This window comes from Mesorhizobium sp. M1423, assembly GCF_040317575.1.
Classification (GTDB): Bacteria; Pseudomonadota; Alphaproteobacteria; order Rhizobiales; family Rhizobiaceae; genus Mesorhizobium.
In genome coordinates this window covers 168,861-194,216 of record NZ_JAMYKU010000011.1, presented here as the reverse complement: position 1 = coordinate 194,216, position 25,356 = coordinate 168,861, and the positions used below count along the sequence as shown (strand labels likewise).

Annotated in this window: 20 protein-coding genes and 1 pseudogene; 10 read left to right on the top strand and 11 right to left on the bottom strand. The window is 63.9% G+C overall.

The annotated features are described in order from the left end of the window. Positions 1 to 234: 234 nt before the first annotated feature. Positions 235 to 2,514 carry an NADP-dependent malic enzyme gene (locus NKG95_RS16425; protein WP_023717919.1) on the bottom strand — a complete coding sequence of 760 codons (2,280 nt, stop codon included), beginning with the start codon at positions 2,512 to 2,514 and terminating at the stop codon, positions 235 to 237. Between the two features lie 203 nt (positions 2,515 to 2,717). Here NKG95_RS16425 and mutS point away from each other — a divergent pair, with 203 nt between their 5' ends. Beyond that, on the top strand, positions 2,718 to 5,366 hold the full coding sequence (gene mutS, locus NKG95_RS16420; RefSeq protein WP_353041511.1) for a DNA mismatch repair protein MutS: 2,649 nt from the start codon (positions 2,718 to 2,720) through the stop codon (positions 5,364 to 5,366). A 264-nt stretch (positions 5,367 to 5,630) separates the two neighbouring features. On the opposite strand, the gene NKG95_RS16415 is transcribed toward mutS, so the two are convergent. The 3 genes from NKG95_RS16415 to NKG95_RS16405 all read right to left on the bottom strand — a co-directional run bounded on the left by NKG95_RS16415 (position 5,631) and on the right by NKG95_RS16405 (position 9,520). Further along, positions 5,631 to 6,476 carry an aldo/keto reductase gene (locus tag NKG95_RS16415; protein WP_353041505.1) on the bottom strand — a complete coding sequence of 282 codons (846 nt, stop codon included), beginning with the start codon at positions 6,474 to 6,476 and terminating at the stop codon, positions 5,631 to 5,633. A 109-nt stretch (positions 6,477 to 6,585) separates the two neighbouring features. After that, complete coding sequence (copM, locus tag NKG95_RS16410) at positions 6,586 to 6,972, bottom strand: CopM family metallochaperone (RefSeq protein ID WP_353041503.1); 387 nt, start codon at positions 6,970 to 6,972, stop codon at positions 6,586 to 6,588. 43 nt (positions 6,973 to 7,015) lie between these two features. Next, positions 7,016 to 9,520: a heavy metal translocating P-type ATPase gene (locus NKG95_RS16405; protein WP_353041501.1), complete on the bottom strand. Its 2,505-nt coding sequence runs from the start codon at positions 9,518 to 9,520 to the stop codon at positions 7,016 to 7,018. Positions 9,521 to 9,747: 227 nt separating this feature from the next. Here NKG95_RS16405 and NKG95_RS16400 point away from each other — a divergent pair, with 227 nt between their 5' ends. The 5 genes from NKG95_RS16400 to NKG95_RS16380 all read left to right on the top strand — a co-directional run bounded on the left by NKG95_RS16400 (position 9,748) and on the right by NKG95_RS16380 (position 17,099). Then, positions 9,748 to 12,546, top strand: coding sequence for a [protein-PII] uridylyltransferase (locus tag NKG95_RS16400; protein WP_353041499.1), 2,799 nt, complete (start codon positions 9,748 to 9,750; stop codon positions 12,544 to 12,546). A 46-nt stretch (positions 12,547 to 12,592) separates the two neighbouring features. Then, positions 12,593 to 14,191, top strand: a complete 1,599-nt coding sequence (gene murJ / locus NKG95_RS16395; RefSeq protein ID WP_353041497.1) for a murein biosynthesis integral membrane protein MurJ — start codon at positions 12,593 to 12,595, stop codon at positions 14,189 to 14,191. A gap of 293 nt (positions 14,192 to 14,484) precedes the next feature. Next, the gene (gene trpS, locus NKG95_RS16390) at positions 14,485 to 15,567 is read left to right on the top strand and encodes a tryptophan--tRNA ligase (RefSeq protein WP_352483309.1); all 1,083 of its coding nucleotides are present in this window, start codon (positions 14,485 to 14,487) and stop codon (positions 15,565 to 15,567) included. A 192-nt stretch (positions 15,568 to 15,759) separates the two neighbouring features. Beyond that, positions 15,760 to 16,251 (top strand): universal stress protein, encoded by a 492-nt coding sequence (locus NKG95_RS16385; RefSeq protein WP_023717912.1) that lies wholly within the window; start codon positions 15,760 to 15,762, stop codon positions 16,249 to 16,251. 278 nt (positions 16,252 to 16,529) lie between these two features. After that, positions 16,530 to 17,099, top strand: coding sequence for a NifU family protein (locus NKG95_RS16380; protein WP_023676386.1), 570 nt, complete (start codon positions 16,530 to 16,532; stop codon positions 17,097 to 17,099). Positions 17,100 to 17,267: 168 nt separating this feature from the next. On the opposite strand, the gene NKG95_RS16375 is transcribed toward NKG95_RS16380, so the two are convergent. Continuing rightward, complete coding sequence (locus NKG95_RS16375; protein WP_023717909.1) at positions 17,268 to 17,885, bottom strand: L,D-transpeptidase; 618 nt, start codon at positions 17,883 to 17,885, stop codon at positions 17,268 to 17,270. Positions 17,886 to 18,108: 223 nt separating this feature from the next. Between NKG95_RS16375 and NKG95_RS16370 the strand changes: the two are divergent. Beyond that, positions 18,109 to 18,192 (top strand): annotated as a pseudogene (locus NKG95_RS16370) (MerR family DNA-binding transcriptional regulator); the annotation flags it as partial. A gap of 55 nt (positions 18,193 to 18,247) precedes the next feature. Here NKG95_RS16370 and NKG95_RS16365 read toward each other — a convergent pair. From NKG95_RS16365 to NKG95_RS16355, 3 genes are all read right to left on the bottom strand, one after another. Next, entirely contained in the window at positions 18,248 to 18,373 is a 126-nt protein-coding gene (locus tag NKG95_RS16365) for a hypothetical protein (protein ID WP_352467528.1), read from the bottom strand. Then, a complete protein-coding gene (locus tag NKG95_RS16360) occupies positions 18,374 to 18,502 on the bottom strand; it encodes a hypothetical protein (protein ID WP_352483307.1) in 129 nt (42 codons plus the stop codon). Positions 18,503 to 18,663: 161 nt separating this feature from the next. Beyond that, positions 18,664 to 18,990: a GYD domain-containing protein gene (locus tag NKG95_RS16355; protein WP_023717906.1), complete on the bottom strand. Its 327-nt coding sequence runs from the start codon at positions 18,988 to 18,990 to the stop codon at positions 18,664 to 18,666. A gap of 153 nt (positions 18,991 to 19,143) precedes the next feature. Between NKG95_RS16355 and NKG95_RS16350 the strand changes: the two genes are divergently transcribed. From NKG95_RS16350 to NKG95_RS16340, 3 genes are all read left to right on the top strand, one after another. Then, positions 19,144 to 19,443, top strand: coding sequence for a DUF1330 domain-containing protein (locus NKG95_RS16350; RefSeq protein ID WP_023717905.1), 300 nt, complete (start codon positions 19,144 to 19,146; stop codon positions 19,441 to 19,443). Between the two features lie 798 nt (positions 19,444 to 20,241). Continuing rightward, positions 20,242 to 20,742: an MmcB family DNA repair protein gene (locus tag NKG95_RS16345; protein WP_352908634.1), complete on the top strand. Its 501-nt coding sequence runs from the start codon at positions 20,242 to 20,244 to the stop codon at positions 20,740 to 20,742. A 72-nt stretch (positions 20,743 to 20,814) separates the two neighbouring features. Continuing rightward, positions 20,815 to 21,075, top strand: a complete 261-nt coding sequence (locus NKG95_RS16340) for a hypothetical protein (RefSeq protein ID WP_198030469.1) — start codon at positions 20,815 to 20,817, stop codon at positions 21,073 to 21,075. 26 nt (positions 21,076 to 21,101) lie between these two features. Here the strand turns inward: NKG95_RS16340 and NKG95_RS16335 are convergent, their stop codons facing one another. The 3 genes from NKG95_RS16335 to fdhF all read right to left on the bottom strand — a co-directional run bounded on the left by NKG95_RS16335 (position 21,102) and on the right by fdhF (position 25,350). Further along, the gene (locus NKG95_RS16335; RefSeq protein WP_352483304.1) at positions 21,102 to 21,410 is read right to left on the bottom strand and encodes a formate dehydrogenase subunit delta; all 309 of its coding nucleotides are present in this window, start codon (positions 21,408 to 21,410) and stop codon (positions 21,102 to 21,104) included. Then, positions 21,400 to 22,227: a formate dehydrogenase accessory sulfurtransferase FdhD gene (gene fdhD, locus NKG95_RS16330; protein WP_023717901.1), complete on the bottom strand. Its 828-nt coding sequence runs from the start codon at positions 22,225 to 22,227 to the stop codon at positions 21,400 to 21,402. Before fdhD ends, NKG95_RS16335 begins: the two co-directional genes overlap by 11 nt. Positions 22,228 to 22,410: 183 nt before the next feature. Next, on the bottom strand, positions 22,411 to 25,350 hold the full coding sequence (gene fdhF / locus NKG95_RS16325) for a formate dehydrogenase subunit alpha (protein WP_353041495.1): 2,940 nt from the start codon (positions 25,348 to 25,350) through the stop codon (positions 22,411 to 22,413). Positions 25,351 to 25,356: the final 6 nt, after the last annotated feature.

The following is a 25,356-nucleotide window of genomic DNA, read 5'->3' as shown; positions in this document are numbered from 1 at the left end:
GCAAACAAGCGAACAACCGCCGCAACCCCGCCGCCGCAAGCTTTTGCTCATGACTGCGCAACAGGTCCCTTGTGGGAGAAGGTGGATCGGCGCGCAGCGCCGAGACGGTTGAGGGGTGTTGGATGGAGTGCTGCCGGCGCCAAGCTGGAACACCCCTCATCCGACCTCGCTTCGCGAGGCCACCTTCTCCCACAAACAAGGGGAGAAGGAAAGGGCGCTGCCGCTACGTGCCCCTCAAGCCCCAGCGCTATACGCCGCGATCGCCGCCATATTGACGATGTCCGAATCCTTCGCGTTGAGCGAGACGATCTGAACCGGCTTGTTCAGGCCGACCAGCAGCGGGCCGATGACGGTTGAGCCGCCGAGCTCCTGCAGCATCTTGGTCGAGATCGAGGCCGAGTGGAACGCCGGCATGATCAGCACATTGGCGGGGCCGGTCAGCCTGATGAACGGATACTGCGCCATGGCGCGGGCGTTGAGCGCCACGTCGGCGGCCATTTCGCCGTCATACTCGAAATCGACGCGGCGCTTGTCGAGGATGCGCACCGCTTCCTGGACGCGCTCGGAGCGCTCGCCCTGCGGATGGCCGAAGGTCGAATAGGCGAGCATAGCGAGCCTCGGCTCGTAGCCCATGCGGCGGGCGAAGCCGGCGGCCTCCTCGGCGATGTCGGCGATCTGTTCAGCGTTCGGCATGTCGTGCACGGCGGTGTCGGCGACAAGCACGGTGCGACCCCGCGCCAGCACGATCGACACGCCGATGACGCAATGGCCGGGCCTTGCGTCGATGACGCGGCGGATGTCGTCGAGCGCCGTCGAATAGTTGCGGGTAACGCCGGTGACGATGCCGTCGGCATCGCCCAGCGCCACCATGCAGGCGGCGAAATGGTTGCGGTCGTTGTTGATCAGCCGCTGGCAGTCGCGGAACAGGAAGCCTTTGCGCTGCATGCGCTCGTAGAGATAATCGGTGTAGACGGAGTTGCGCCGCGACAGCCGCGCATTGATGATCTCGATGCCTTGCTTGCCGAGGTCGATGCCGGCATTCCGGGCGTTTTCCTTGATGATGTCGTCGCGGCCGAGCAGGATGGCGGTGCCGAGCCGCTGGTTCACATAGGAGACGGCGGCGCGCATCACCTGCTCCTCCTCGCCCTCGGCAAAGACGATGCGCTTGGGCTGGCGGCGCACGCGGTCGTAGATGCGCTGCAGCGTCGAGGCGATCGGGTCGCGGCGGGCGGAAAGCTCCTGCGCGTAGCGGTCGAGATCGAGGATCGGCTTGCGCGCGACGCCGGAGTCCATCGCCGCCTTGGCGACCGCGATCGGGATCGCCGAGATCAGCCGCGGGTCGAACGGCACCGGGATGATGTAGTTGGGGCCGAATTTCGGCCGGTTGCCCTGATAGGCGGCGGCGACGTCGTCGGGCACGTCCTGGCGCGCCAGCTCCGCCAGCGCCCGGGCGGCGGCGATCTTCATGTCGTCATTGATGGTGGTCGCCCGCACATCCAGTGCGCCGCGAAAGATGTAGGGGAAGCCAAGCACGTTGTTGACCTGGTTGGGATAGTCGGACCGCCCCGTCGCCATGATGGCGTCGGTGCGGATCTCGGCGACCTCCTCCGGTGTGATCTCGGGGTCGGGATTGGCCATGGCGAAGATGATCGGGTTCTTGGCCATCGACTGCACCATCCTGGTGGTCAGCGTGCCCTTGGCCGAGAGGCCGAGGAACACGTCGGCGCCGTCCAGCGCCTCGGCCAGCGAGCGCGCGCCGGTTTTGACGGCATGCGCCGATTTCCACTGGTTCATGCCTTCGGTGCGGCCCTGGAAGACGACGCCTTTGGTGTCGCAAAGGATGATATTCTCAGGCGCAAAGCCCATCGCCTTCATCAATTCGATGCAGGCGATGCCGGCAGCACCGGCGCCATTGCAGACCATTTTCGTGGTCTTCATGTCGCGGCCGGTGATTTCCAGCGCGTTAATCAGCCCGGCGGCCGAGATGATGGCGGTGCCGTGCTGGTCGTCATGGAACACCGGTATGTCCATCAATTCGCGCAGCCGCTGCTCGATGATGAAGCATTCCGGTGCCTTGATGTCCTCGAGGTTGATGCCGCCGAAGGAGGGGCCGAGAAAGCGCACGCAGTTGATGAATTCGTCGGCATCCTCGGTGTCGACCTCGAGGTCGATGGAATCGACATCGGCGAAGCGCTTGAACAGCACCGCCTTGCCTTCCATCACCGGCTTCGAGGCCAGCGCGCCGAGATTGCCGAGGCCGAGGATAGCGGTGCCGTTGGAGATGACGGCGACCATGTTGCCGCGAACCGTGTAGTCGAAGGCGCGGCTCGGGTCCTCGGCGATGGCGAGAACCGGCACCGCGACGCCCGGCGAATAGGCGAGGCTGAGATCGCGCTGCGTCGCCATCGGTTTTGTGGCGACGATCTCCAGCTTGCCCGGACGGCCCATGGCGTGGAATTCCAGCGCCTCCTGGGCGCTGACTGAGGGCCCGTTGCTTTCGGTTTTCTTGGCCATGGTACTCTTGGTTTCCTCGCCCGTACGGCACCGCTTGAGATGGGTGCGCATGCTTTCTTTTGTGGACGGTTCGGGATTAAGGCTACACTTCGCCGCTGTAAACCGCCAAGCATGGCTTGGAAAATTTTGGAAGCAGCTTTTTGAACGACGAGACGCCCATTCGAAGCGACAACGCCACGCCGGCCTTCGCGCCGGCGACGCCGATGATGGAGCAGTACATCGAGATCAAGGCGGCGAACCCGGATTCGCTGCTGTTCTACCGCATGGGCGATTTCTACGAGCTGTTCTTCGACGATGCCGAGAAGGCAAGCCGGGCGCTCGGCATCGTGCTGACCAAGCGCGGCAAGCACCAGGGGCTCGACATCCCGATGTGCGGCGTGCCGGTGCACGCCGCCGACGATTATTTGCAGAAGCTGATCGGCCAGGGGTTCCGCGTCGCCGTCTGCGAGCAGATCGAGGATCCAGCCGAGGCCAGGAAGCGCGGCGGCAAATCGGTGGTGCGCCGCGATGTTGTGCGGCTGGTGACGCCAGGCACCATCACCGAGGACAAACTGCTGGCGCCGTCGGAATCGAGTTTTCTGATGGCGCTGGGACGGGTCAAGGGCGGCGCCGAGCATTCCTTCGCGTTGGCCTGGATCGAGATCTCGACCGGTGTCTTCCGCGTCGCTGAAACCACCGCCGACCGGCTGCTCGCCGACGTCATCCGTGTCGATCCGCGCGAGCTGATCGTCGCCGAACCGGTGTTTTACGACCCGGAGCTGAAACCGGTGTTCGACGTGCTCGGCCGCGTCGCCAGCCCGCAGCCGCCGTCGCTGTTCGATTCGGCTTCGGCCGCCGGCCGCATCGCCCGCTTCTTCGAGGTGGCGACGCCTGACAGTTTCGGCTCGTTTTCGCGCGCCGAGCTGTCGGCGATCTCAGGCGTCATCGCGTATGTCGAGAAGACGCAGAAAGCGGAGCGGCCGCCGCTGTCGCGGCCGGAGCGCGAGGAGCAGGGATCGACACTGTTCATCGACCCGGCGACGCGCGCCAATCTGGAGCTGCTGCGCACGCTGTCCGGCAGCCGCGAGGGGTCGCTGTTCAAGGCGATCGACCGCACGGTGACCGGTGGCGGCGCAAGGCTGCTCGCTGACCGGCTGATGGCGCCGCTGACCGACCCGGCGGCAATCGCTGCAAGGCTGGATTCGGTGTCGTTCTTCCGCTCCGAGACGCGCCTCTGCCAGGCGGTGCGGGCCAGCCTGAAGAGCGTCGCCGACATGCCGCGCGCGCTGTCCAGGCTGGCGCTCAACCGCGGCGGTCCGCGCGATCTCGGCGCGCTGCGCGCCGGTTTCGAAGCGGCCGGCGCCATCGCCGGACTGTTCGGGCAAACCGCCTTGCCCGCCGAACTGGCGGCGGCGCTAGCGGCCATCAAGGCACTGCCCGGCGCGCTGGCGACGCATCTGGCACAGGCGCTCAGCGACGAGCTGCCGCTGCTCAAGCGCGACGGCGGCTTCGTCCGTTCCGGTTACCACGCCGAACTCGATGAGATGCGGGCACTGCGCGACGAGTCGCGAAAAGTGATCGCCGGGCTGGAGCGCTCGCTGATCGACGAGACCGGCATCCGCTCGCTGAAGATCAGGCACAACAATGTGCTGGGATACTACATCGAAGTCACCGCCAACCACCATGCGCTGATGACCGGCAGCGACGGCGCCAAGGCGCGCTTCATCCACCGCCAGACCATGGCCAACGCCATGCGCTTCACCACCACGGAACTCGCCGAGCTGGAATCGAAGATCGCCAATGCCGCCGACCGGGCGCTGGCGATCGAGCTTGCCGCTTTCGAGGCGCTGACGGCGGAAGTCGTCGGCCAGGCCGACAGGATCCGCGCCGGCGCCGAAGCGCTCGCCGTGCTCGACGTTTCGGCAGCCCTTGCCTTGCTTTCCGAAAGCGAGGCCTGGTGCCGGCCGCTGGTCGATGCGAGCCTTGCCTTCGAGATTTCGGGCGGACGCCATCCGGTGGTCGAACAGGCACTGCGGCGTTCCGGCGAAGGCCCGTTCGTCGCCAATGATTGCGATCTGTCGCCGCAAGGCGATGCCAAGGCCGGCGCGATCTGGCTGCTGACCGGCCCCAATATGGGCGGCAAGTCGACCTTTCTCAGGCAAAACGCGCTGATCGCCATCCTTGCCCAGACCGGCTCCTTCGTGCCGGCGGCATCAGCCCATATCGGCGTCGTCGACCGGCTGTTTTCGCGGGTCGGCGCCTCCGACGATCTGGCGCGCGGCCGCTCGACCTTCATGGTCGAGATGGTCGAGACAGCGGCGATCCTCAACCAGGCCGGCGAACGCGCACTGGTCATCCTCGACGAGATCGGCCGCGGCACCGCCACTTTCGACGGCCTCTCGATCGCCTGGGCGGCAGTCGAATATTTGCACGAGAAGAACCGCTGCCGGGCGATCTTCGCCACGCATTTCCACGAGATGACGGCGCTCGCCGGAAAACTGCCGCGGCTCTCCAACGTCACCATGCGGGTCAAGGAATGGGAGGGCGACGTGGTCTTCCTGCACGAGGTCGGCAAGGGTGCCGCCGACCGTTCCTACGGCGTCCAGGTAGCGCGGCTTGCCGGCTTGCCGGAAGCCGTCGTCGGCCGGGCCAAAGAAGTGCTGCACCAGCTTGAAGCCGGCGAGGTCTCGGGCAAGGCCAACCGTCTGGTCGACGACCTGCCGCTGTTTTCCGTGGCGGCGAAGCGGGAAGCGTCGAAGCCGGCCAGGAGTGATGGGCTGGGTGAAGCGCTAGCGGAGATCAATCCCGACGAGATGACGCCACGCGAGGCGCTGGAAGCGCTGTACCGGCTGAAGGGGATGGTGGGGAAGTAGTTGCTTTTGCGGTCGGAGCGGCGTCGCTGGAACCGCCAATCTCCCCCCTCGTGGGGGCCTCGTGGGGGGAGATGTCCGGCAGGACAGAGGGGGGCGCTGTCCCGCCAACCTTCGACCGACCGAAATCGCGCACTCATGCCAATTCTCGGCTGGGCAAGCGTTGAGCCCAAAGCAGGCGATCCTTCACGCCCCCTCTGCCCTGCCGGGCATCTCCCCCACGAGGGGGGAGATCGGCAGCCTCAACGTCCGGCTTGTCTGATGCCTCTAGATCATCGCCAGGCCCGACTTCCGCCTCGGCGGTGGGAAGGCGCGGTCAATTTCGGCGAAATCTTCGCTCGTGAGCTCGATGTCCAACGCCGCGACATTCTGCCGGACATGCTCCGGGCAGCTAGCTTTGGGAATGGCGATCACCCCGTCCTGCGCCATCACCCAGGCAAGCGCGATCTGCGCCGGCGTCGCACCGTGGCGAGCGGCGATGGCATCTAACCTGGCATTGCGCGCCAATACCCCCTGATCGACCGGCGAATAGGCCATCAGCGGCATACCGCGTTGCCGGCTCCACGGGGCGAGGTCGAACTCGACGCCGCGCTGCGACAGATTGTAGAGCACCTGATTGGTCTGGACGTTGCCGCCGGCCGGCAATCGGACCAGCTCTTCCATCTCGCCGGTATCGAAATTGCTGACGCCCCAATGGCGGATCTTGCCGGCTGCCTTCAACGCTTCGAATGCCTCGACCGTTTCCGTCAAGGGCACGCTGCCCGGCCAATGCAGCAGATAAAGATCGATGCGGTCGGTGGCGAGATGCCTCAGGCTGTTCTCGCAGGCCCGTTTCACGCCGGCGCGCGAGGCATTGGACGGCAGCACTTTGGAGACCAGGAAAACCTCGTCGCGGCGACCAGCGATGGCCTCCGCCACCACCTCCTCGGCACCGCCGCTGGCATACATTTCGGCGGTGTCGATCAGCGTCATGCCGAGATCCAGCCCGAGCTTCAGGGCATTGGCCTCGTCGCCACGGCGGCGGCCGTCTTCGCCCATCTTCCAGGTGCCCTGGCCGAGCACCGGCACGGCTTCGCCGCAGGGCAGGGTGGTCGTTCGTATCGTCGATGGCATGGCATGCTCCAGTCCGAGGCCCGGATAGCACCATAGCCGCCAAGCGAAATCCAGGTGAAGCAGAAATCCAGGTGAAGCCTCTCGCCTGGATTCCTCGACAGCGTGACGCCTACTTCACCGGATGGGCGGCGAGCCAGTCCTGCATCTGCTTGATCTCGGCTTCCTGCGTCGCGATCACCGCTTCGGCCAGCTTGCGGATTTCCGGATCCTTGCCATTGGCGAGCTCGACCTTGGCCATGTCGATGGCAGCCTGGTGATGCGGGATCATGCCACGGGCGAAATCGACATCGGCATTGCCGGAATATTCGATCGCCATCATGTCGGTATGCATCTTGTCCATCGCCGCCTTGTAGCCCTCGGTCGAGGGGCTCTGCGCGCCCATGGCGCCCATGTCGTGCTTCATCTCCTCGGCTTGTGCAGGAACGCTTTCGAGGAAAATAGCAAGCAGCATTCCCGCCGCCATCATCAGCAGCACGATCTTCTTGGCCAAGGTCATTCATCGTCTCCTTTTTTGAACAGGGTGTATCTGGAAGTTTTACTCAGAGTTTCAATGTCCTGAGCCGCAATGCGTTGGCGATGACCGAAACCGAAGACAGGCTCATCGCCGCCGCCGCAATCATCGGCGACAACAGCGTGCCGGTGAGCGGATAAAGCACGCCGGCAGCCACCGGCACGCCAAGCACATTGTAGAGAAAAGCGAAAAACAGGTTCTGGCGGATGTTGCGGATCGTCGCGCGGGCCAGCGTCCTGGCCCTGACGATACCGTTGAGATCGCCCTTGACCAGCGTAATCCCCGCACTTTCGACCGCAACATCGGCGCCGGTGCCCATGGCGATGCCGACATCGGCGGCGGCAAGTGCCGGCGCATCGTTGACGCCATCGCCGGCCATGGCGACGCCGGCACCGCCGGCGCGCAACTCCTCGACCAGCGCGTTCTTCTGTTCGGGCAAAAGCCCGGCATGCACCGCGTCGATGCCGAGCTTGGCGGCGATGGCCTTGGCGGTGCGCTCATTGTCGCCGGTCGCCATGACGATCTTCAGCCCGCTGTCATGCAGCGCCTTGATCGCCTCGGCGGTGGTCGCCTTGATCGGGTCGGCGACGGCGACGAGGCCGGCGAGCTTGCCTGCGACAGCGACGAACATCGCGGTCTTGCCGTCGGACTGCAGCGCCTCGGCACTGGCCAGGACCGAAGCCGTATCGATGCCGAGATCGGCCATCATCGCGGCATTGCCAAGCGCCACCTTCTGTCCCGAAACCGTGCCGGAAACACCCTTGCCGGTGACAGCCTCGAAACCGCTCGCGTCGGGGACCTTCACCCCGCGTCCGCGGGCGCCGTCAACGATCGCCTCGGCCAGCGGATGCTCCGAGCCTTTTTCCAGCCCGGCGGCGAGCGCCAGCAACTCGTCTTGCGCCATGCCTTCGACGGCAACGACGTCGGTCAGTCGCGGCCGGCCTTCGGTCAGCGTTCCCGTCTTGTCGACGATCAGCGTATCGACCGAGGCAAAGCGCTCGAGCGCCGCCGCTTCCTTGATCAGCACGCCGGCATGCGCGCCGCGCCCGGTGGCGGTCATGATCGACATTGGCGTCGCAAGGCCGAGTGCACACGGACAGGCGATGATCAGAACCGAGACCGCCGAGACGATGGCAAACACCAGGCTGGGTTCCGGTCCGACGATCGCCCAGGCTACAAACGCAATGATCGCAACGAGAACAACGGCCGGGACGAAGTAGAACGAGACGCGGTCGGCCAACCCCTGGATCGGCGCGCGCGACCGCTGCGCCTTGGCGACCAGTTCGACGATGCGCGCCAGTGTCGTCTCGGCGCCGATCTTTTCGGCGCGCATGATCAGTGAGCCATTCTTGTTGAGCGTGCCGCCGGTGAGGTTGTCGCCTTCGGTCTTTTCGACCGGCAGCGGCTCGCCCGTGATCATCGATTCGTCGACGGAAGAGCGCCCTTCAAGCACAATGCCGTCGACCGGTACAGCGTCACCTGGGCGGATGCGCAGGCGGTCGCCGGCCTTGACAATATCGAGCGGCACGTCGTTTTCGGAACCGTCCGCGCCGATCAGCCGCGCCGTCTTCGGCGCCAGGTCGAGCAGCGCACGGATCGCCGAGCCGGTTTTCTCGCGGGCACGCAATTCCAGCACCTGGCCGAGGAACACCAGCGCGACGATTACCGCCGCCGCCTCGAAATAGACCGGCACGGTGCCGTCATGGCCGCGGAACTGGTGCGGAAAGAGGCCTGGAAACAGTGTGGCGACGACGCTGTAGAGATAGGCGGCACCGACGCCGAGCGAAATCAGCGTCCACATATTGGGGCTGCGGTTGAGCATCGAATCCCAGCCGCGGTGGAAGAACGGGAATGCCGCCGACAGCACCACGGGGCTGGCCAGCGCCAGTTCCAGCCAGACCTTCGCGCGGTCGTCGATGAAGGCCTGAAACGTCAGGCCGAGCATCGGCGCCATGGCGATGACCAGCAACGGCACGGACAGCACCGCGCTCACCCAGAAGCGCCTGGTGAAATCGACCAGTTCGGGGTTAGGCCCCTCGTCGCCGGTCAGCACGCCCATCGGCTCCAGCGCCATGCCGCAGATCGGGCAGGAGCCGGGCTTGTCGCGGATGATTTCGGGATGCATCGGGCAGGTGTATTGCGTGCCCTTGGGCATCGCCTGCGGCGCCGGCTTGTCGCCGAGATATTTTGCCGGCTCGGCCTCGAACTTCGCCTTGCAGCCGGCGGAGCAGAAATAGAAGCCTTGGCCCTCGTGGCGCAAAAAGTGCTTGGCCGTGGCGCGATCGACGCTCATGCCGCAGACGGGATCGGTTGCGGTCAGATATTTCTGGGGTTCGGCGACGAATTTCGAACGGCAGCTTTCGCTGCAGAAATGATAGCGATGGCCGTCATGCCCGGCGGTCGGCTTGCCAGCGGCCGGATCGACGGTCATGCCGCAGACCGGATCCCGGACGACAGCGTCCGCGGCAGGCGAGGCGCTCTTTGCCGAGCAGCAGCAGCCATGGCTGTGATGATCGTGGTCGGAATGCGTCATGCCGAAAGCCCCTGTATTTCGATGTTGCAGCGGAGGTAGTGCTTCCAGTAACTGGAAGGTCAAGGGCCGATTTTCGATTTTTCGCGGCCAGGCCCAAACCGAACCGGCTGCGGGCACGAGACGATCGTCCCGTCGGCGGCCGCGGAGAACGCGTCCGTCCGCCCCATACCCAGCGCCGCGAAAACGCGCTATAGACGCCGCCGAAACGGCGAGGCCGAACGGCATTTATGGCAAGAATATCCCTGAAGCTCGAGGAACTGATCGACGGCGAAGCCTTGCGCCGCGAGATGACCGAACTGACCGCGGCCACGGCAGGCGACGGCTCCGGCAAGGCCGCGCGCAGCGGCGTTCTCAAGCTTCTCAAAAGCCGGCTCGCCGACGGCCGCACGGTCGCCGAACGCATGCTGATGGACGATGGCAGCGGCACTGCCTGCGCCGCCCGGCTGTCGCATCTGATGGATGAGATCATCCGCGCGCTCTACGATTTCGCCGCCACCCACGTCTATCGCGTCAAAAACCCGTCGTCGGCCGAGCGCATGGCCGTCGTTGCCGTCGGCGGCTATGGCCGCGGCACGCTGGCGCCGGGGTCCGACATCGATCTCCTGTTCCTGCTGCCCTACAAGCAGACGCCGTGGGGCGAGCAGATCGTCGAATATATGCTCTACATGCTGTGGGACCTCGGGCTGAAGGTCGGTCACGCGACGCGCAACATCGACGAGTGCCTCAGGCTGTCGCGCACCGACATCACCATCCGCACCTCGATCCTGGAGGCGCGCTTCCTGTGGGGCGAGCGAAAACTCTATGACGAGCTTCTGCAGCGCTTCGACCACGAGGTGGTGCGCACCACCGGCCCCGAATATGTCCAGGCCAAGCTCGCCGAACGCGACGAGCGCCACGCCAAGGCCGGCGAGAGCCGCTATCTGGTCGAGCCCAACGTCAAGGACGGCAAGGGCGGCCTGCGCGACCTGCAGACGCTGTTCTGGATCGCCAAATATTTCTACCGGGTGCGCACCGGCGAGGAACTGGTCGACAAGGGCGTCTTTACCGACGCCGAATACAGGGAATTTCAGAAGGCCGAGGACTTCCTGTGGGCGGTACGCTGCCACATGCATTTCCTCACCGGCAAGGCGGAGGAGCGGCTGCATTTCGACATCCAGCGCGACATCGCTGAGCGGCTCGGCTACACCACCCATCCCGGCCTGTCGGCGGTCGAACGCTTCATGAAGCACTACTTCCTCGTCGCCAAGGATGTCGGCGACCTGACCCGCATTTTCTGCGCCGCGCTCGAGGAGGAGCAGGCCAAGCATGTGCCGGGCTTCAACCGCATCTTCCTCACCTTCTCGCGGCGCAAGCGCAAGCTCGCCGGCACGGCCGATTTCATCGTCGACAACCACCGCATCAACATTGCCGACGACGAGGTGTTCGAGCGCGATCCGGTCAACCTGCTCAGGCTGTTCTGGTTTGCCGACAAGCACGGCCTGGAATTCCACCCCGATGCGCTGAAGCTTTTGACCCGCTCTCTCGGCCTCGTCGGCAAGGCGCTCAGGCGCGACGAGGAGGCCAACCGGCTGTTCCTCGACATCTTGACCTCGGACCGCAACGCCGAGCTCAATCTGCGGCGAATGAACGAGGCCGGACTGCTTGCCAAGCTGATCCCGGACTTCGGCAAGATCGTCGCCATGATGCAGTTCTCGATGTATCACCACTACACCGTGGACGAGCATTTGATCCGCTGCATCGGCGTGCTGGCCGAGATCGAGCGCGGCGACGGCGAAAAGGTGCATCCGCTTTCCCACGCGCTGATGCCGGGGCTGAAGAAGAGCCGCGAGGCGCTCTATGTCGCCGTGCTGCTGCACGACATCGCCAAGGGCAGGCCTGAGGACCATTCGCAAGCCGGCGCCAGAATCGCGCGGCGCATCTGCCCGCATATGGGGCTCTCGCCGGCCGACACCGAAACGGTCGCCTGGCTGGTCGAGAACCACCTCGTCATGTCGATGACGGCGCAGACCCGCGATCTCAACGACCGCAAGACGATCGAGGATTTTGCCGCCATCGTGCAGTCGGTCGAACGGCTGAAGATGCTTTTGGTGCTTACCGTCTGCGATATCCGTGGCGTCGGGCCGGGGGTCTGGAACGGTTGGAAAGGCCAGCTGCTGCGTACGCTCTACTACGAGACCGAGCTTTTGTTGACCGGCGGGTTTTCGGAGGTGTCGCGCGCCAAGCGGACGGCGGCGGCGCGCGAACAACTGGCCGAGGCACTTGCCGACTGGCCGGAAAAGGCCCGCAAGCGTTATGTCGGCCAGCACTACGAGAACTATCTGCTGGCGGTCGATCTTCCCGACCAGCTGCGCCATGCCGAATTCATCCGCGAGGCCGATCACGCCGGCAAGAAGCTCGCCACCATGGTCAAGACCCACCAGTTCGAGGCGGTGACCGAGATCACGGTGCTGGCGCAGGACCATCCGCGCCTGCTCTCGGTGATTGCCGGCGCCTGTGCTGCGGCCGGCGGCAACATCGTCGACGCGCAGATATTCACCACTTCGGACGGCCGCGCGCTCGACACCATCCTGATCTCGAGGGAGTTCGACCGCGACGAGGACGAGCGTCGCCGTGCCGAGCGCGTCGGCCGGCTGATCGAGGACGTGCTGTCGGGCAAGAGCTGGCTGCCCGAAATGATCGAGAAGCGCACCAAGCCACGGCGCGGCGCCAAGGTCTTCCGCATCCCGCCACGCGCCGAGATCCGCAACACCCTGTCGAACCGGTTCTCGGTGATCGAGGTCGAAGGACTGGACAGGCCGGGCCTTCTGTCGGAGATCACCGGCATGTTGTCGGACCTGTCGCTCGACATCGCCTCGGCCCACATCACCACCTTCGGCGAAAAGGTCATCGACACGTTCTACGTCACCGATCTCACCGGCCAGAAGATCGACAGCCCGTCGCGTACGGCGACCATCCGCAACAGGCTGATCGCGGTGCTCGAGGGCACGGCGTCCGAGCGCGGCAAGACCAAAACGGCCGCCGAGTGACTGTTACCTTCCATTTGCCCCAATCCCACAGGCAGTCTTCAAGCGCATGAGCCTTGTCAAGAAATTCGCCACGGTCGCTTCCGGCACGCTGATGAGCCGCGCCCTCGGCTTTGGCCGCGAGATGCTGATGGCTGCCGCACTCGGCACCGGGCCGATCGCCGACGCCTTCAACGCCGCCTTCCAGTTTCCCAACACCTTTCGCCGGCTGTTCGCCGAAGGCGCCTTCAACGCCGCCTTCGTGCCGCTGTTCGCCAAAGAGATCGAGACGCACGGCACCGACGGCGCCAAGCGTTTTTCCGAAGAGGTGTTCGGCGTCTTGTTCACCGCGCTTCTGGCGCTGACCATCGCCATGGAACTGGCGATGCCGCTGATCGTGCGCTACCTGGTGGCGCCGGGCTTTGCCGACACGCCCGGAAAATTCGAGATGACGGTGGCACTGGCGACCGTCATGTTCCCTTACCTGATCTGCATGTCGCTCGGCGCCATGATGGCCGGCATGCTGAATTCGCTGCGCCGCTATTTCGCCGCCGCGGTGGCGCCGGTGTTCCTCAACATCATCCTCATCGCCGTGCTTGCCTATGCCTGGTACAAGGGTTCGGACGCCCGCACCGTCGGTTTCGGGCTGGCCTGGGGCGTACTGGCGGCCGGCTTGGTGCAGCTGGCGATCGTCTGGGCGGCGGTGCGCCATGCCGGCATTTCGATCGGCTTCCGCCGGCCGAAGATGACGCCCAGCGTCAAGCGGCTGCTGATCCTGGCACTGCCGGCGGCGATCACCGGCGGCATCACCCAGATCAACCAGCTGATTGGCACGGCGATCGCGTCGGCGCAGGACAGCGCGGTGTCGTCGCTGGCCTATGCCGACCGCGTTTACCAGCTGCCGCTGGGCGTTGTCGGCGTCGCCGTCGCCATCGTGCTTTTGCCGGAACTGTCGCGGGCGCTGAAGTCAGGCAATCTGGTCGAGGCGGCCAATCTGCAGAACCGCTCGGTCGAGTTCACCCTGTTCATGACCTTGCCGGCGGCGGCCGCCCTGCTGGTCATGTCCGAGCCGATCGTGCGGCTGGTCTATGAGCGCGGCGCCTTCGCCGCCAACAATTCGACGCCGACGGTCGCGGCAATCCTGGCGATCTTCGGCCTCGGTCTGCCGGCCTTCGTGCTGATCAAGGCCTTCACCCCAGGCTATTTCGCCCGCGAGGACACGCGCACGCCGATGATTTTCGCCGCCATCTCGGTGGCGGTTAACATTACGACGGCACTGACGCTGTTTCCGACGATGGGCGCGCCCGGCATTGCCGTTGCCTCCGCCGTCGCCGGCTGGGTCAATGCAGCGATGCTGCTGGCCGTGCTGATCCGGCGCGGCCACTGGGGCCGCGACGTGCCGCTCATGAAACGCATCCCGCGGCTGGTGCTGTCGGCGGCGGTGATGGCGGCGGCGCTCTATTTTGCCGAGCACTGGTTCGCCGCAAGTCTCGGCTCGGGCTCGCCGCTGGTGATCAAGGCGGTAACGCTGCTTGCGCTCGTCGCTGGCGGGGCGCTGCTTTACTTCGTCACTGCGTTTGCCACCGGGGGTGCCGATTTCGGCATGATCCGACGCAATATCGGGCGGAAGGGCTCCCAGCCGGTCAACGAGCAATCTCCGGATTCGTGAGGCGGAAAATTCGTCAGCGCCAATTTTGTTCTTGCTTTGTGCCGGCAGCTATGCTACTGATTTGCGTATGGTGCTGATTCGCACCGACGACCCCGCCGCAAGGTGGGTTTTTGATTCTGGTCGGCGCCATCCCCTTCAAACAGCCTTCTGTGGCGTCTTGCTCGGCCACGGTCAAAGCCCTGCGCGGCCTAGCCAACACCCCTCTTGATCGTCTTCTCGCTCTCGTCCATAAGCGCGCCGTCGCAAGACTTTCGCCGCGCGCGAAACGGCCCTCCACAAGCCAGGGAAACACCATGCCCGACCTCAACCAGCTCGCCTTCAAGCCACTCGTCTTTTCCGGTGTCCAGCCAACCGGCAATCTGCACCTCGGCAATTATCTCGGCGCCATCAAGAAATTCGTCGCCCTGCAGGACACCTCCGACTGCATCTATTGCGTCGTCGACCTGCATTCGCTGACCGCGCAGCTCGTCTATGAGGATCTTCAGGACCAGACGCGTTCGATCACCGCGGCGTTTCTCGCCTCCGGCATCGATCCGACCAAGCACATCGTCTTCAACCAGTCGCGGGTGATGCAGCACGCCGAGCTTGCCTGGATCTTCAACTGCGTGGCGCGCATCGGCTGGATGAACCGCATGACGCAGTTCAAGGACAAGGCCGGCAAGGACCGCGAGAACGCCTCGCTCGGCCTGCTCGCCTATCCCTCCCTGATGGCCGCCGATATCCTCGTCTACCGCGCCACCCATGTGCCGGTCGGCGACGACCAGAAGCAGCATCTGGAGCTGACCCGCGATATTGCGCAGAAATTCAACAACGACTTTTCGGACCGTATCGCGGCGCTTGGCGTCGGCGTCGAGATGCAGGTCGGCGAAGAGACGGTGAACGGCTATTTCCCGCTGACCGAGCCGGTCATCGGCGGCCCGGCGGCGCGCATCATGTCGCTGCGCGACGGTTCGAAAAAGATGTCGAAGTCCGACCCGTCGGACCTGTCGCGCATCAACCTGACTGACGATGCCGACGCCATCTCGAAGAAGATCCGCAAGGCCAAGACGGACCCGGAGGCTTTGCCCGGCGAACTGGACGGGCTTGCCGGCCGGCCGGAAGCGGAAAACCTCGTCGGCATCTATGCCGGCCTCGCCGAAATATCGAAAGAGGCGGTGCTGAAGGAATTCGGCGGCCAGCAGTTTTCGGTGTTCAAGCCGGCGCTGGCCGATCTCGCGGTGGAAAAGCTGGCGCCGATCGCCGGCGAGATGCGCCGCATCTCCGGCGACCGCGCCTATGTCGACGCGGTGCTGCGGGATGGCGGCGAGCGTGCCGGCACATTGGCCGAAGCGACGATGAAGACCGTGCGCGACATTATCGGCCTGCTGCAAGGCTAATTTATGTCGCGCAAAAGTGTGCAGCGGTTTTGCGATAACGACATGCATAAAACAAGAACCTGAAGCGCGTCGCATGAGGCTGGTCGAACGCGACGCGCTTTAAGCTGCACCAATATCGCCACAGCCGCCGGTCGCTTGCGGGCGGGCTGTGGCGGTGGCAGATTGCGGCCGAAACCATCGAGCAGGGTGAATATGGTCTCCAAACGCCTCAGCCGCGAAGCCGGTCATCGCCGCAAGTTCCTGGCGATCATCGACGACACGCCGGAATGCGAGCGCGCCGTCGCCTACGCCTCGAAGCGGGCGCAAAGCACGGGCGGCGTGTTGGTGCTGCTCTATGTCATCGAGCCGGATGATTTCCAGCACTGGCTGGGCGTCGAGAAGATCATGCGCGAGGAGGCGACCGCCACGGCGCGCGCCGCGCTCGACAGCTACGCCAACAAGGTGCGCCAGAAGCTCGGCATCGAGCCGGAACTGGTGGTGCGCGAAGGCAAGCCGACGGAAGAGATCCACAAGCTGATCGAGGAAGACCAGGACATCGCCATCCTGGTGCTGGCGGCAGGCGCTGGCAAGGAAGGGCCTGGGCCGCTGGTCGGCGCGGTTGCCGGCAAGGGCGCCGCCTTTCCGATTCCAGTGACTGTGGTGCCGCAGAACCTGTCGGACGAGGAGATCGACAGCCTCGCCTGAGATGTGCCGATATTCAGGTGAGGCCGGCCTACAAATGGCGGCTTCCTGCGCTTCCGGTGCTCACGTACCAAAAGTACGCTCCGCTCCGGTTCTCGGAAACCATCATTTTCGGCTCGGCCTGACCTGAATCTCAACACATCTCCAATTGTTTCAGCGAGCTAGCAAAACATTCCACCAGCCAGCCGTTCCCCGCGATGCCTTTCGCTTGAATGTCGGGCGGATAAAGCCTAATTAGAATTATTCCAAACTAGCTGCCCGAAACGGGCACGGAGATGGCCATGTTCATCCAGACCGAGTCGACGCCAAACCCGGCGACGCTGAAATTCCTGCCCGGCAAGGAAGTGCTGCAAGAAGGCACCGCCGATTTCCGTGATGCCGACAGCGCCGCGACGGCTTCGCCGCTGGCCGGCCGTCTGTTCGAGATCCCCGGCGTCACCGGCGTCTTCTTCGGCTATGATTTCATCACCGTGACCAAGGACGGTCCCGACTGGCAGCATCTGAAGCCGGCTATCCTCGGCGCCATCATGGAGCATTTCATGTCCGGCGCCCCGGTGATGGCCAAGGCCGGCCCCGCCGCCGAGACCAGCCAGACCGGCGAATTCTACGACAAGGCCGACGAGGAGCTGGTCGTCACCATCAAGGAGCTGCTCGACACGCGGGTGCGCCCGGCGGTGGCCCAGGACGGCGGCGACATCACCTTCCGCGGCTTCGAGAACGGCACCGTGTTCCTGCACATGAAAGGCGCCTGCGCCGGCTGCCCGTCGTCGACGGCGACGCTGAAGCACGGCATCCAGAACCTGCTCCGGCACTTTGTGCCGGAAGTGCAGCACGTCGAACAGGTCTCCTGACGCGCCGTTCCATCGTCAACGTCGATAGACAACAAAAAACCGGGCCAAAGTGCCCGGTTTTCTGTTTGCGACGTCTGTGTTGTTGCCTAGACGGTCCGCGTATAAAGCTCTTCTTGTTTGACCATGATCTTGTCCGAAAACCGGGTCCCGCTTTTCGGGATCATGGTCTTACAGCACAATGACCTTGGCGCCGACCGAGGTGCGGTCGTAGAGGTCGATAATGTCCTGGTTCATCAGCCGGATGCAGCCCGACGACATCGCCTTGCCGATGGAATTCCATTCCGGGCTGCCATGCAGGCGGTAGCCCATATCGCCGCCCTTGTTGAACAGGTACATGGCGCGCGCGCCGAGCGGGTTCTTCAACCCCGGCTCCATGCCGCCGGCAAACTTGGCCAGCTCCGGCTGTCGCCTGATCATCTGCGAAGGCGGCGTCCAGGTCGGCCATTCGCGCTTTAGTGCGATACGGGCGGTGCCGTGCCATTCGAAACCTTCACGGCCGACGCCGATGCCGTAGCGCATCGCTTCGCCGTCGCCCATGACGAAATAGAGGAACTTGTTCTGCGTATCGACGATGATGGTGCCCGGCTTTTCCCTGGTGTCGTAGTCGACGATCTGCCGGCGGTATTTGAACGGCACCTTTTCGATCGGGATGCGCGGCAGATGATAGCCGGCATCGGTCACCGCGCCATAGTTGTTGGTGAAGATCTGCGAGCCGATGGTGCTGCAACCGGCGACAGCCGTCGACAGCGCCAGGGCCGCGACGATTGCAAGTGACTTCATGCGCATGAAAAGGTCCGATGCCTGCCCAAACAACAGCGGCTCGAGTCGGCCGCTTTTTTCATCTTCATTCATGCTGGCATTTGCTTTGCTTGCCAAGCGGGCGATGCCTATATCCTTGGGCTTGCGTGCTGGTAAACCTGCGACTATGGCATTTCGGCAACAGCCCCCGCAGGATTATGCTGCAAAATCAATGGGCCAAGAACAAGAACCCCGAGACGGGGAAATCACCATGAATGTCGGTGACGCTGCCCGGCGCTCTGGCCTGCCGGCCAAGACCATCCGTTACTACGAGGAGATCGGCCTGATCCGGCCTGAGACGCGGCCGCTGCAGGAGATAATCCTGACAAGCCTGGTTCAATAGGCCGGGTTCAATAAAGAACGCCGCGAAGCACGGTCCAGGCCAGAAGCCCGAACGTGCCGATCACCACCAATGCACCAAGGACCGTGCCGATCTTTTCAGGCAGTCCATCGGGGCGACCAGGATCGTCGGCCATTCAACTATCGATCATGACGTAGGCGGCACCAAACACGGCAACGATGATTGCCCCAAGCACCGCCCATCCTCTAACGGCCGAGCGGATTTCCTCCGGTGTCGCCGATTTACGTCCGTCATCGTCCGTCATCTAATGCTCCTCGTAAAAATCCCGTGGCCGACATTGAAAGCGCAAGCTGCCGGCGCTGCCAAGAGGGTGCAGCGGACTCTTTTGCGCAAAAGTTTAGGAACGTGCGCCGTCCGAGAGCAAGCGTTACCAGCCTTCGACACTCCGCAAAGCACGGGCGGCCGTCATGATCCCGGTGGGCGATACCGGATCGACTTCGCTTTCCCAAGCGCGTCCATCGTCTCTTCGACACTTAACAGGACGGTGGTCTCGTACGAGCTGAGCGCGCCTCCCGCACCGATGGCGAGCATGACAGAGGCCATGGACACGTTGTCCGGCGCCTCCCATAGGTTCCAGCCATCGTACTCTCCGAAGGCATACCAGAACCCGTGCAGCTTTCCGCCGACCGACTCGATGTAGGAACGGGCAGCCTCGCGTCTGTCCTCCGGATTATCCATCAAGCGCGCCCAGGTTTCGGGCCTGTAGCTGAATCGCGTGAGATACATCGGCATGGTTCGTCTCCTCCCAGAGCTGCCCCCACCAAGACAGTTAAGCGCCCCAATCCGGGAGAACGCGAGTCGTTTCCGAGGCGTAGTTCCGCTGGCTTAGTTGCGGGACCGCTAATAGACCTGTTTCAATTGCCTTTCCCAAGGGGAGTAAGGTCAATGGCCGCATATCTCATTGCCGATGTCGACATAACCGACGCCGCCGTTTTCGAGGAATACCGCCGGGACGTGCCTGCAACCGAAGCCCGCTACGGGGGAAGGTACATCGCTCGTGGCGGAGCCACCAAAGTGCTGGAAGGCGATTGGGAGCCTCATCGCCTTGTCATCGTCGAATTTCCCGACATGGCCTCGCTCCTCGCATGGTACGACTCTCCGGAATACGGCCGCCTCAAAGCCATCCGCGAACGCTGTGCAAAGACGAGGATCATTGCTCTGGAGGGCATGATGCCGGTTAGTTAGAGGGGGTTGTCAACCAGATAATCGCCGCCCAGAAGGCGGCTATATATTTGACAAACCCGGATGACCGCTGACCAAAGCTCCGCTACAAATCAGCCGTGACGCCCGCGCCTATTAGTAGTTTCATTGGAGCCATGATCCTCAGTTTGGTTGGGGTTCTAGCCTACCGCTGGTTTGGCCCTATCGCGCTGGTTATTGTCGGAGGCATTGGTCTTCCAGCGGTGCTCGCCTGTTCCTTATACCGATTTGATTTGAAAAACCGGAAGGCGCGTGAGTGGCTTAATCCGACAGACAAGAGCTCCTAGACCAGCACTGGCCCCAGCACAAAGGCGATTATCTGGTTGGCAACCCGCCTTGGCAGCGGCGACAAAACATGATTCAAATGCGGTTGTGTTGGGGGAAAACATGATCCGCATAGCCATCGTTATAGCCATTGCCGTCAGTGCATCGGCATGCACTAGCCAGGCGAACGTTCCTTATGACACGAGTAAAAAAACCTGTAGAATCTATGTTGAGCCGGGGTCAGGCCACAAGCGTGAACTTTGTCTTCCGGACACTCCAAATAAATACTGTGTGCGTGCTTATTATATAAACACACCAGGTGGAGAAAGGGTAATGTGCGGCCCACTAACCCGCAAGGCAACCACTGCCGAGGGTCGTGCCAGACAGCTTGCAGGCAGTAAATACCCGTAGGAAAACACCCACGGTGGGCCGCTTGCGCTTCAGGGTTCTGCACCGGCGGTGTCCCGTTCTGGTTGGGTTTGTCAAACCAGATAATCGCCCCAAAAAAGGCGTGCGGCCATGCCTATCATCTCACCTCTACCCCTTAACCCGCTGATCGACGGTCGCCAGTCGGAGCGTGCCATGCTGGTCAGGCGTGGCGTGCAGCGGCTGCTCAAGCAGATGGGCGCGCATGTCTTGCCCGAACTGTCGCTGGCCACCGGGCGCCGCGCCGATCTCGTAGCGCTGACCCGCCAGGGCGATATCTGGATCATCGAGATCAAATCCTCGATCGAGGATTTCAGGGTCGACCGCAAATGGCCGGACTACCGGCTGCATTCCGACCGCTTCTTCTTCGCCACCCATCCCGGCGTGCCCGCGGAGATCTTTCCGGAAGAGTGCGGCTTCATTCTCTCCGACGGCTATGGTGCCGAGGTCCTGCGCGATGCGCCCGAGCACCGGATGGCGGCGGCGACGCGCAAGGCGCTGATGCTGAGGATCGCGCGCGCCGGTGCCGCGCGGTTGCTGGCGGCGGAGCTTGCCGGGGTGTCGGTGCCGGCGCTGGAGGGTGAGAGCGAGTAGGGGGTTTCCCTCTCCGTAGTCATGGAGGCTTGCGCTGCCCTGGCTGCCGCCACCTTGCATAAGAGACGATGTATGACTGCGGTGTTCCGCAAGGAACGCCAACAGCCGGCTGTAGCCTTCGTCTTCCCAGTGCAGGTCGAGATTGGAAATGAAACCCGGCACGAAGACGAGATCGAGCGATCCCTGGCCGACCACCTGATAGGCGATCCGCACGTCGCCGCTGAGCGCGTAGCGAGTTTCGATCGGCCTCACGAGGTTTGTCCGCCCGACCCGACGATTTCTTATCGCCGGATCATAGCAGAGCCGCGAGACTTGCGGCAAATGAAACCTTAGAGGGTGTGAATGTAGGCCCGCGGCGCCTACTTCTGTGACGCAGCCGTAGTCTCGGTGCTCGCTCCGCCGACGCTAAAACCTGCGCCCTCCGGCGCGCCCGGCCGCTTGATGTGTGGGGCGGCCGCGACGACAAGCTCGTTGAAGCCTTCGCCGCCGCTGTCGAGCATCTCGAACAATTGCCGGCGCATCCTCGGCTCCCAGAACTTGTTGATGTGCTCGGCGACGCCGGCAATGCCTTGCTCGCGCGGCTTGGAGTGGAAAAAGGCAGCGATCTGGTTGGCCATGCGAACCAGCTTTTCGCTGGTGCTCATGAGGTGGCCTTCGTCATGCGACATGCTTGGCAACTCCGGAAACCACGCGGTCAGGATGGGTGAAAATATCGAAATCATCGCCGCGCACCAGCGCCACCAGCGTCATGCCGGCGTCGTCTGCGGTGCGGATGGCAAGTGCCGTCGGCGCCGAGACGGCGATGATGAAGGCAGCACCGATCGCCGCGGTCTTCTGCACCATCTCGACCGAAACGCGCGACGTCACGACGACGGCCCCCGACCTGCCGTCGATACCGGCTTTGGCCAGCGCGCCGGCCAGCTTGTCCAGCGCATTGTGACGGCCGACATCCTCGCGCGCCATGACGATGCCCTTGCCGGGGAGGTAAAAACCGGCGGCGTGGACCGCGCCGGTCTCGGCGTGCAGCGGCTGCACCTTCGACAAAAGCTTGACCGAGCGGACGATGTCATCGGCCTGAAGTGTAAGTTTCGACGCACCGACCGGATCGACCGAGCGCATCGCTTCCTCGATCGATTCGATGCCGCACAGCCCGCAGCCGACCGGGCCGGCGAGCCGTCTGCGACGCGCCTCGAAACGGGTGTTGGCCTGGTCCTTCAGCCGGATCTGGATATCGATGCCGGCGCCGTGATCCTCGACCTCGATGGCTTCGATTTCGTCTGGCGAGGCAATGATGCCTTCGGTCAGCGAGAAGCCGAGCGCGAAATCCTCGAAATCGGCCGGGCTTGCCATCATCACCGCATGCGTGGTGCCGGCAAAGGAGAATGCTACCGGCGTCTCTTCCGGCACCATGCGGTTGGCGGCCGCGGTGCCGCCGGCGCGGCGCGCGAGGCGGCTGATCTGGGTGACAGCACGACGTTTGGGCATCACGCGGCACCCCCCTCTGGCCTACCGGCCATCTCCCCCTCAAGGGGGGAGATTGGCAGTTCAGACGTAAGGCACCCTTCGACGCTGGTGATTGGCGAAAGCCGAGATGACATCCAATCTCCCCCCTTGAGGGGGAGATGGCCGGTAGGCCAGAGGGGGGTGCTCCGGCACGACGCCAAAACGCTACTCCGCTGCTTGCAGGGAGGCGATGCGGCGGCTTTGCTTTGCCTGCTCGTCATAGTCGCGCTGCCATTCCGACGGGCCGTTGGATGCACCCACCTGCACCGCGGTCACCTTGTATTCCGGGCAGTTGGTCGCCCAGTCGGAGAAGTCGGTGGTGATGACGTTGGCCTGGGTGTCGGGATGGTGGAAGGTCGTATAGACGACGCCCGGCGACACCCGGTCGGTGATCAGCGCGCGCAGCGTCGTCTCGCCCGAGCGGCTGGTCAGCCGCACCCAGTCGCCATCGCGCAGGCCGCGATTTTCGGCATCATGCGGATGGATCTCCAGCCGATCCTCGCTGTGCCACACGACGTTGTCGGTGCGCCTGGTCTGCGCGCCGACATTATACTGCGACAGGATGCGGCCGGTGGTCAGCAGCAGCGGGAAGCGCGGCCCGGTCCTCTCGTCGGTCGCGACATATTCGGTGCGGATGAACTTGCCCTTGCCGCGCACGAAGCCGCCAATATGCATGATCGGCGTGCCTTCCGGCGACTTCTCGTTGCAGGGCCACTGCACCGAGCCCACCCGGTCGAGAAGGTCGAAGGAAACGCCGGAGAAGCTCGGCGTCGTCTTGGCGATCTCGTCCATGATCTCGGAGGGATGCGTGTAGTTCCAGCCGAGGCCGAGCGCCTTGGCGAGCTCCTGCGTCGCCTCCCAGTCGGCATAGCCGCATTTCGGCTCCATCACCTTGCGCACCATGTTGATGCGGCGCTCGGCATTGGTGAAGGTGCCGTCCTTCTCGAGGAAGGTCGAGCCGGGCAGGAACACATGCGCGTAGTTGGCCGTCTCGTTGAGGAAGAGGTCGTGCACGACGACACATTCCATCGCGGCGAGACCCGCGGCGACATGCTTGGTGTCGGGGTCCGACTGCAGGATGTCCTCGCCCTGTACATAGAGCCCCTTGAACGAGCCGTCGACGGCCGCGTCCAGCATATTGGGGATGCGCAGGCCGGGCTCGTCGTCGAGCTTGACGCCCCACAGGCTCTCATAGATGGCGCGCACCGCGTCGCCCGAAATGTGGCGGTAGCCGGGAAGTTCGTGCGGGAACGAACCCATGTCGCAGGAGCCCTGCACATTGTTCTGGCCGCGCAGCGGATTCACGCCGACGCCCGGCCGGCCGATATTGCCGGTCGCCATGGCGAGGTTGGCAATGGCGATGACGGTGGTCGAGCCCTGGCTGTGCTCGGTCACGCCGAGGCCGTAATAGATCGCGCCGTTGCCGCCGCGCGCATAGAGCCGCGCCGCGCCGCGTATGTCGTCGGGATCGACATTGGCGAGCTGACCGACGACCTCCGGGCTGTTTTCCGGCAGTGCCACGAACGATGCCCAGTCCTGGAACTCGTCCCAGTCGCAGCGCTCGCGGATGAACGCCTCGTCGAACAGGCCTTCGGTGACGATGACATGGGCAAGTGCGGTCAGCATGGCGACGTTGGTGCCCGGCTTCAGCGGCAGATGGAACTGCGCCTCGACATGGGCCGAGCGCACGATGTCGGTGCGGCGCGGATCGAGCACGATCAGCTTGGCGCCCCTGCGCATGCGTTTTTTCATGCGCGAGGCGAACACCGGATGCGCATCGGTCGGATTGGCACCGATCAGCAGGATAACGTCCGTCTGCTCGATCGAATCGAAATCCTGCGTGCCGGCGGAGGTACCGAAGGTCTGGCCCAGGCCATAGCCGGTCGGCGAATGGCAGACGCGGGCGCAGGTATCGACATTGTTGTTGCGGAAGCCCTGCCGGACAAGCTTCTGGACGAGGTAGGTCTCCTCGTTGGTGCAGCGCGACGAGGTGATGCCGCCGATCGACGTGCGGCCGTACTGGTACTGGATGCGGCGGAATTCGTTCGCGGTATGGGTGAGCGCCTCTTCCCACGACACTTCGCGCCACGGATCGCTGACCCGCTCGCGGATCATCGGCTTCAGGATACGGTCCTTGTGTGTCGCATAGCCATAGGCGAAGCGGCCCTTGACGCAGGAGTGGCCGTGGTTGGCCTTGCCTGCCTTGTAGGGCATCATACGAATGACCTCGTCGCCCTTGACCTCGGCCTTGAATGAGCAGCCGACGCCGCAATAGGCGCAGGTGGTGACGGTCGAACGCTCGGGCAGGCCTTTCGCCAGCACGGTCTTTTCCCTCAGCGCATCGGTCGGGCAGGCCTGCACGCAGGCCCCGCACGACACGCATTCGGAATCGACGAACGCCTCGTGCATGCCGGCCGAGACCCTGGATTCGAAGCCGCGGCCCTCGATGGTCAGCGCGAACGTGCCTTGCACCTCTTCGCAGGCGCGCACGCAGCGCGAGCAGACGATGCATTGCGCCGGATCATAGGTGAAATAGGGGTTCGATTCATCGCGGGCGATGTAGTCGATGGTCAGCGAGCCATGGCCGGGCGCCACGCCGTTTTCCTGCTCGACGTGGTTGCGGCCATCCACGCCATAGCGGTTCTCGGTCAGGCCGACCGACTTGACGACCTTGTCGAACTCGCTGGCGCCGGTGCCGGCCGTCTCGCCCCACGCAGCCGGATGGTCGGAGACATAGAGCTCCATCACGCCGCGACGAATGGCGTTCAGCCGGTCGGTCTGCGTATGCACGACCATGCCTTCGCCAACCGGCGTCGTGCACGAAGCCGGCGTGCCGCCGCGCCCGTCGATCTCGACGAGGCAGACCCGGCAGGAGCCGAACGAGTCCAGCATGTCGGTGGCGCAGAGTTTCGGGATTTCGACGCCCGCTTCCATCGAAGCGCGCATGATCGAGGTACCCGCCGGCACCGTCACCGGCTTGCCGTCGACGGTCAGCGTCACCTGCTTGCCGTCGACGGTCAGCGTCACCTGCTGTTCCGCTTCGGAGGCGGGTGTGCCGTAGTCGATTTCCTGGACCAGCGATTTGATGTCGAATGCCGCGTTCATGCCTGT

What these genes read in the sequence shown, in the direction of transcription:
- NKG95_RS16380 (WP_023676386.1), top strand. Translation starts at nt 16,530, where the DNA reads ATGTTCATCCAGACCGAGTCGACGCCAAACCCGGCGACGCTGAAATTC.
- fdhF (WP_353041495.1), bottom strand. Translation starts at nt 25,350, where the DNA reads ATGAACGCGGCATTCGACATCAAATCGCTGGTCCAGGAAATCGACTAC.
- NKG95_RS16340 (WP_198030469.1), top strand. Translation starts at nt 20,815, where the DNA reads ATGACTGCGGTGTTCCGCAAGGAACGCCAACAGCCGGCTGTAGCCTTC.
- NKG95_RS16350 (WP_023717905.1), top strand. Translation starts at nt 19,144, where the DNA reads ATGGCCGCATATCTCATTGCCGATGTCGACATAACCGACGCCGCCGTT.
- fdhD (WP_023717901.1), bottom strand. Translation starts at nt 22,227, where the DNA reads ATGCCCAAACGTCGTGCTGTCACCCAGATCAGCCGCCTCGCGCGCCGC.
- mutS (WP_353041511.1), top strand. Translation starts at nt 2,718, where the DNA reads ATGATGGAGCAGTACATCGAGATCAAGGCGGCGAACCCGGATTCGCTG.
- NKG95_RS16400 (WP_353041499.1), top strand. Translation starts at nt 9,748, where the DNA reads ATGGCAAGAATATCCCTGAAGCTCGAGGAACTGATCGACGGCGAAGCC.
- NKG95_RS16335 (WP_352483304.1), bottom strand. Translation starts at nt 21,410, where the DNA reads ATGTCGCATGACGAAGGCCACCTCATGAGCACCAGCGAAAAGCTGGTT.
- murJ (WP_353041497.1), top strand. Translation starts at nt 12,593, where the DNA reads ATGAGCCTTGTCAAGAAATTCGCCACGGTCGCTTCCGGCACGCTGATG.
- NKG95_RS16355 (WP_023717906.1), bottom strand. Translation starts at nt 18,990, where the DNA reads ATGCCGATGTATCTCACGCGATTCAGCTACAGGCCCGAAACCTGGGCG.
- NKG95_RS16385 (WP_023717912.1), top strand. Translation starts at nt 15,760, where the DNA reads ATGGTCTCCAAACGCCTCAGCCGCGAAGCCGGTCATCGCCGCAAGTTC.
- NKG95_RS16405 (WP_353041501.1), bottom strand. Translation starts at nt 9,520, where the DNA reads ATGACGCATTCCGACCACGATCATCACAGCCATGGCTGCTGCTGCTCG.
- NKG95_RS16415 (WP_353041505.1), bottom strand. Translation starts at nt 6,476, where the DNA reads ATGCCATCGACGATACGAACGACCACCCTGCCCTGCGGCGAAGCCGTG.
- NKG95_RS16360 (WP_352483307.1), bottom strand. Translation starts at nt 18,502, where the DNA reads ATGACGGACGATGACGGACGTAAATCGGCGACACCGGAGGAAATCCGC.
- NKG95_RS16425 (WP_023717919.1), bottom strand. Translation starts at nt 2,514, where the DNA reads ATGGCCAAGAAAACCGAAAGCAACGGGCCCTCAGTCAGCGCCCAGGAG.
- NKG95_RS16345 (WP_352908634.1), top strand. Translation starts at nt 20,242, where the DNA reads ATGCCTATCATCTCACCTCTACCCCTTAACCCGCTGATCGACGGTCGC.
- trpS (WP_352483309.1), top strand. Translation starts at nt 14,485, where the DNA reads ATGCCCGACCTCAACCAGCTCGCCTTCAAGCCACTCGTCTTTTCCGGT.
- NKG95_RS16365 (WP_352467528.1), bottom strand. Translation starts at nt 18,373, where the DNA reads ATGGCCGACGATCCTGGTCGCCCCGATGGACTGCCTGAAAAGATCGGC.
- copM (WP_353041503.1), bottom strand. Translation starts at nt 6,972, where the DNA reads ATGACCTTGGCCAAGAAGATCGTGCTGCTGATGATGGCGGCGGGAATG.
- NKG95_RS16375 (WP_023717909.1), bottom strand. Translation starts at nt 17,885, where the DNA reads ATGCGCATGAAGTCACTTGCAATCGTCGCGGCCCTGGCGCTGTCGACG.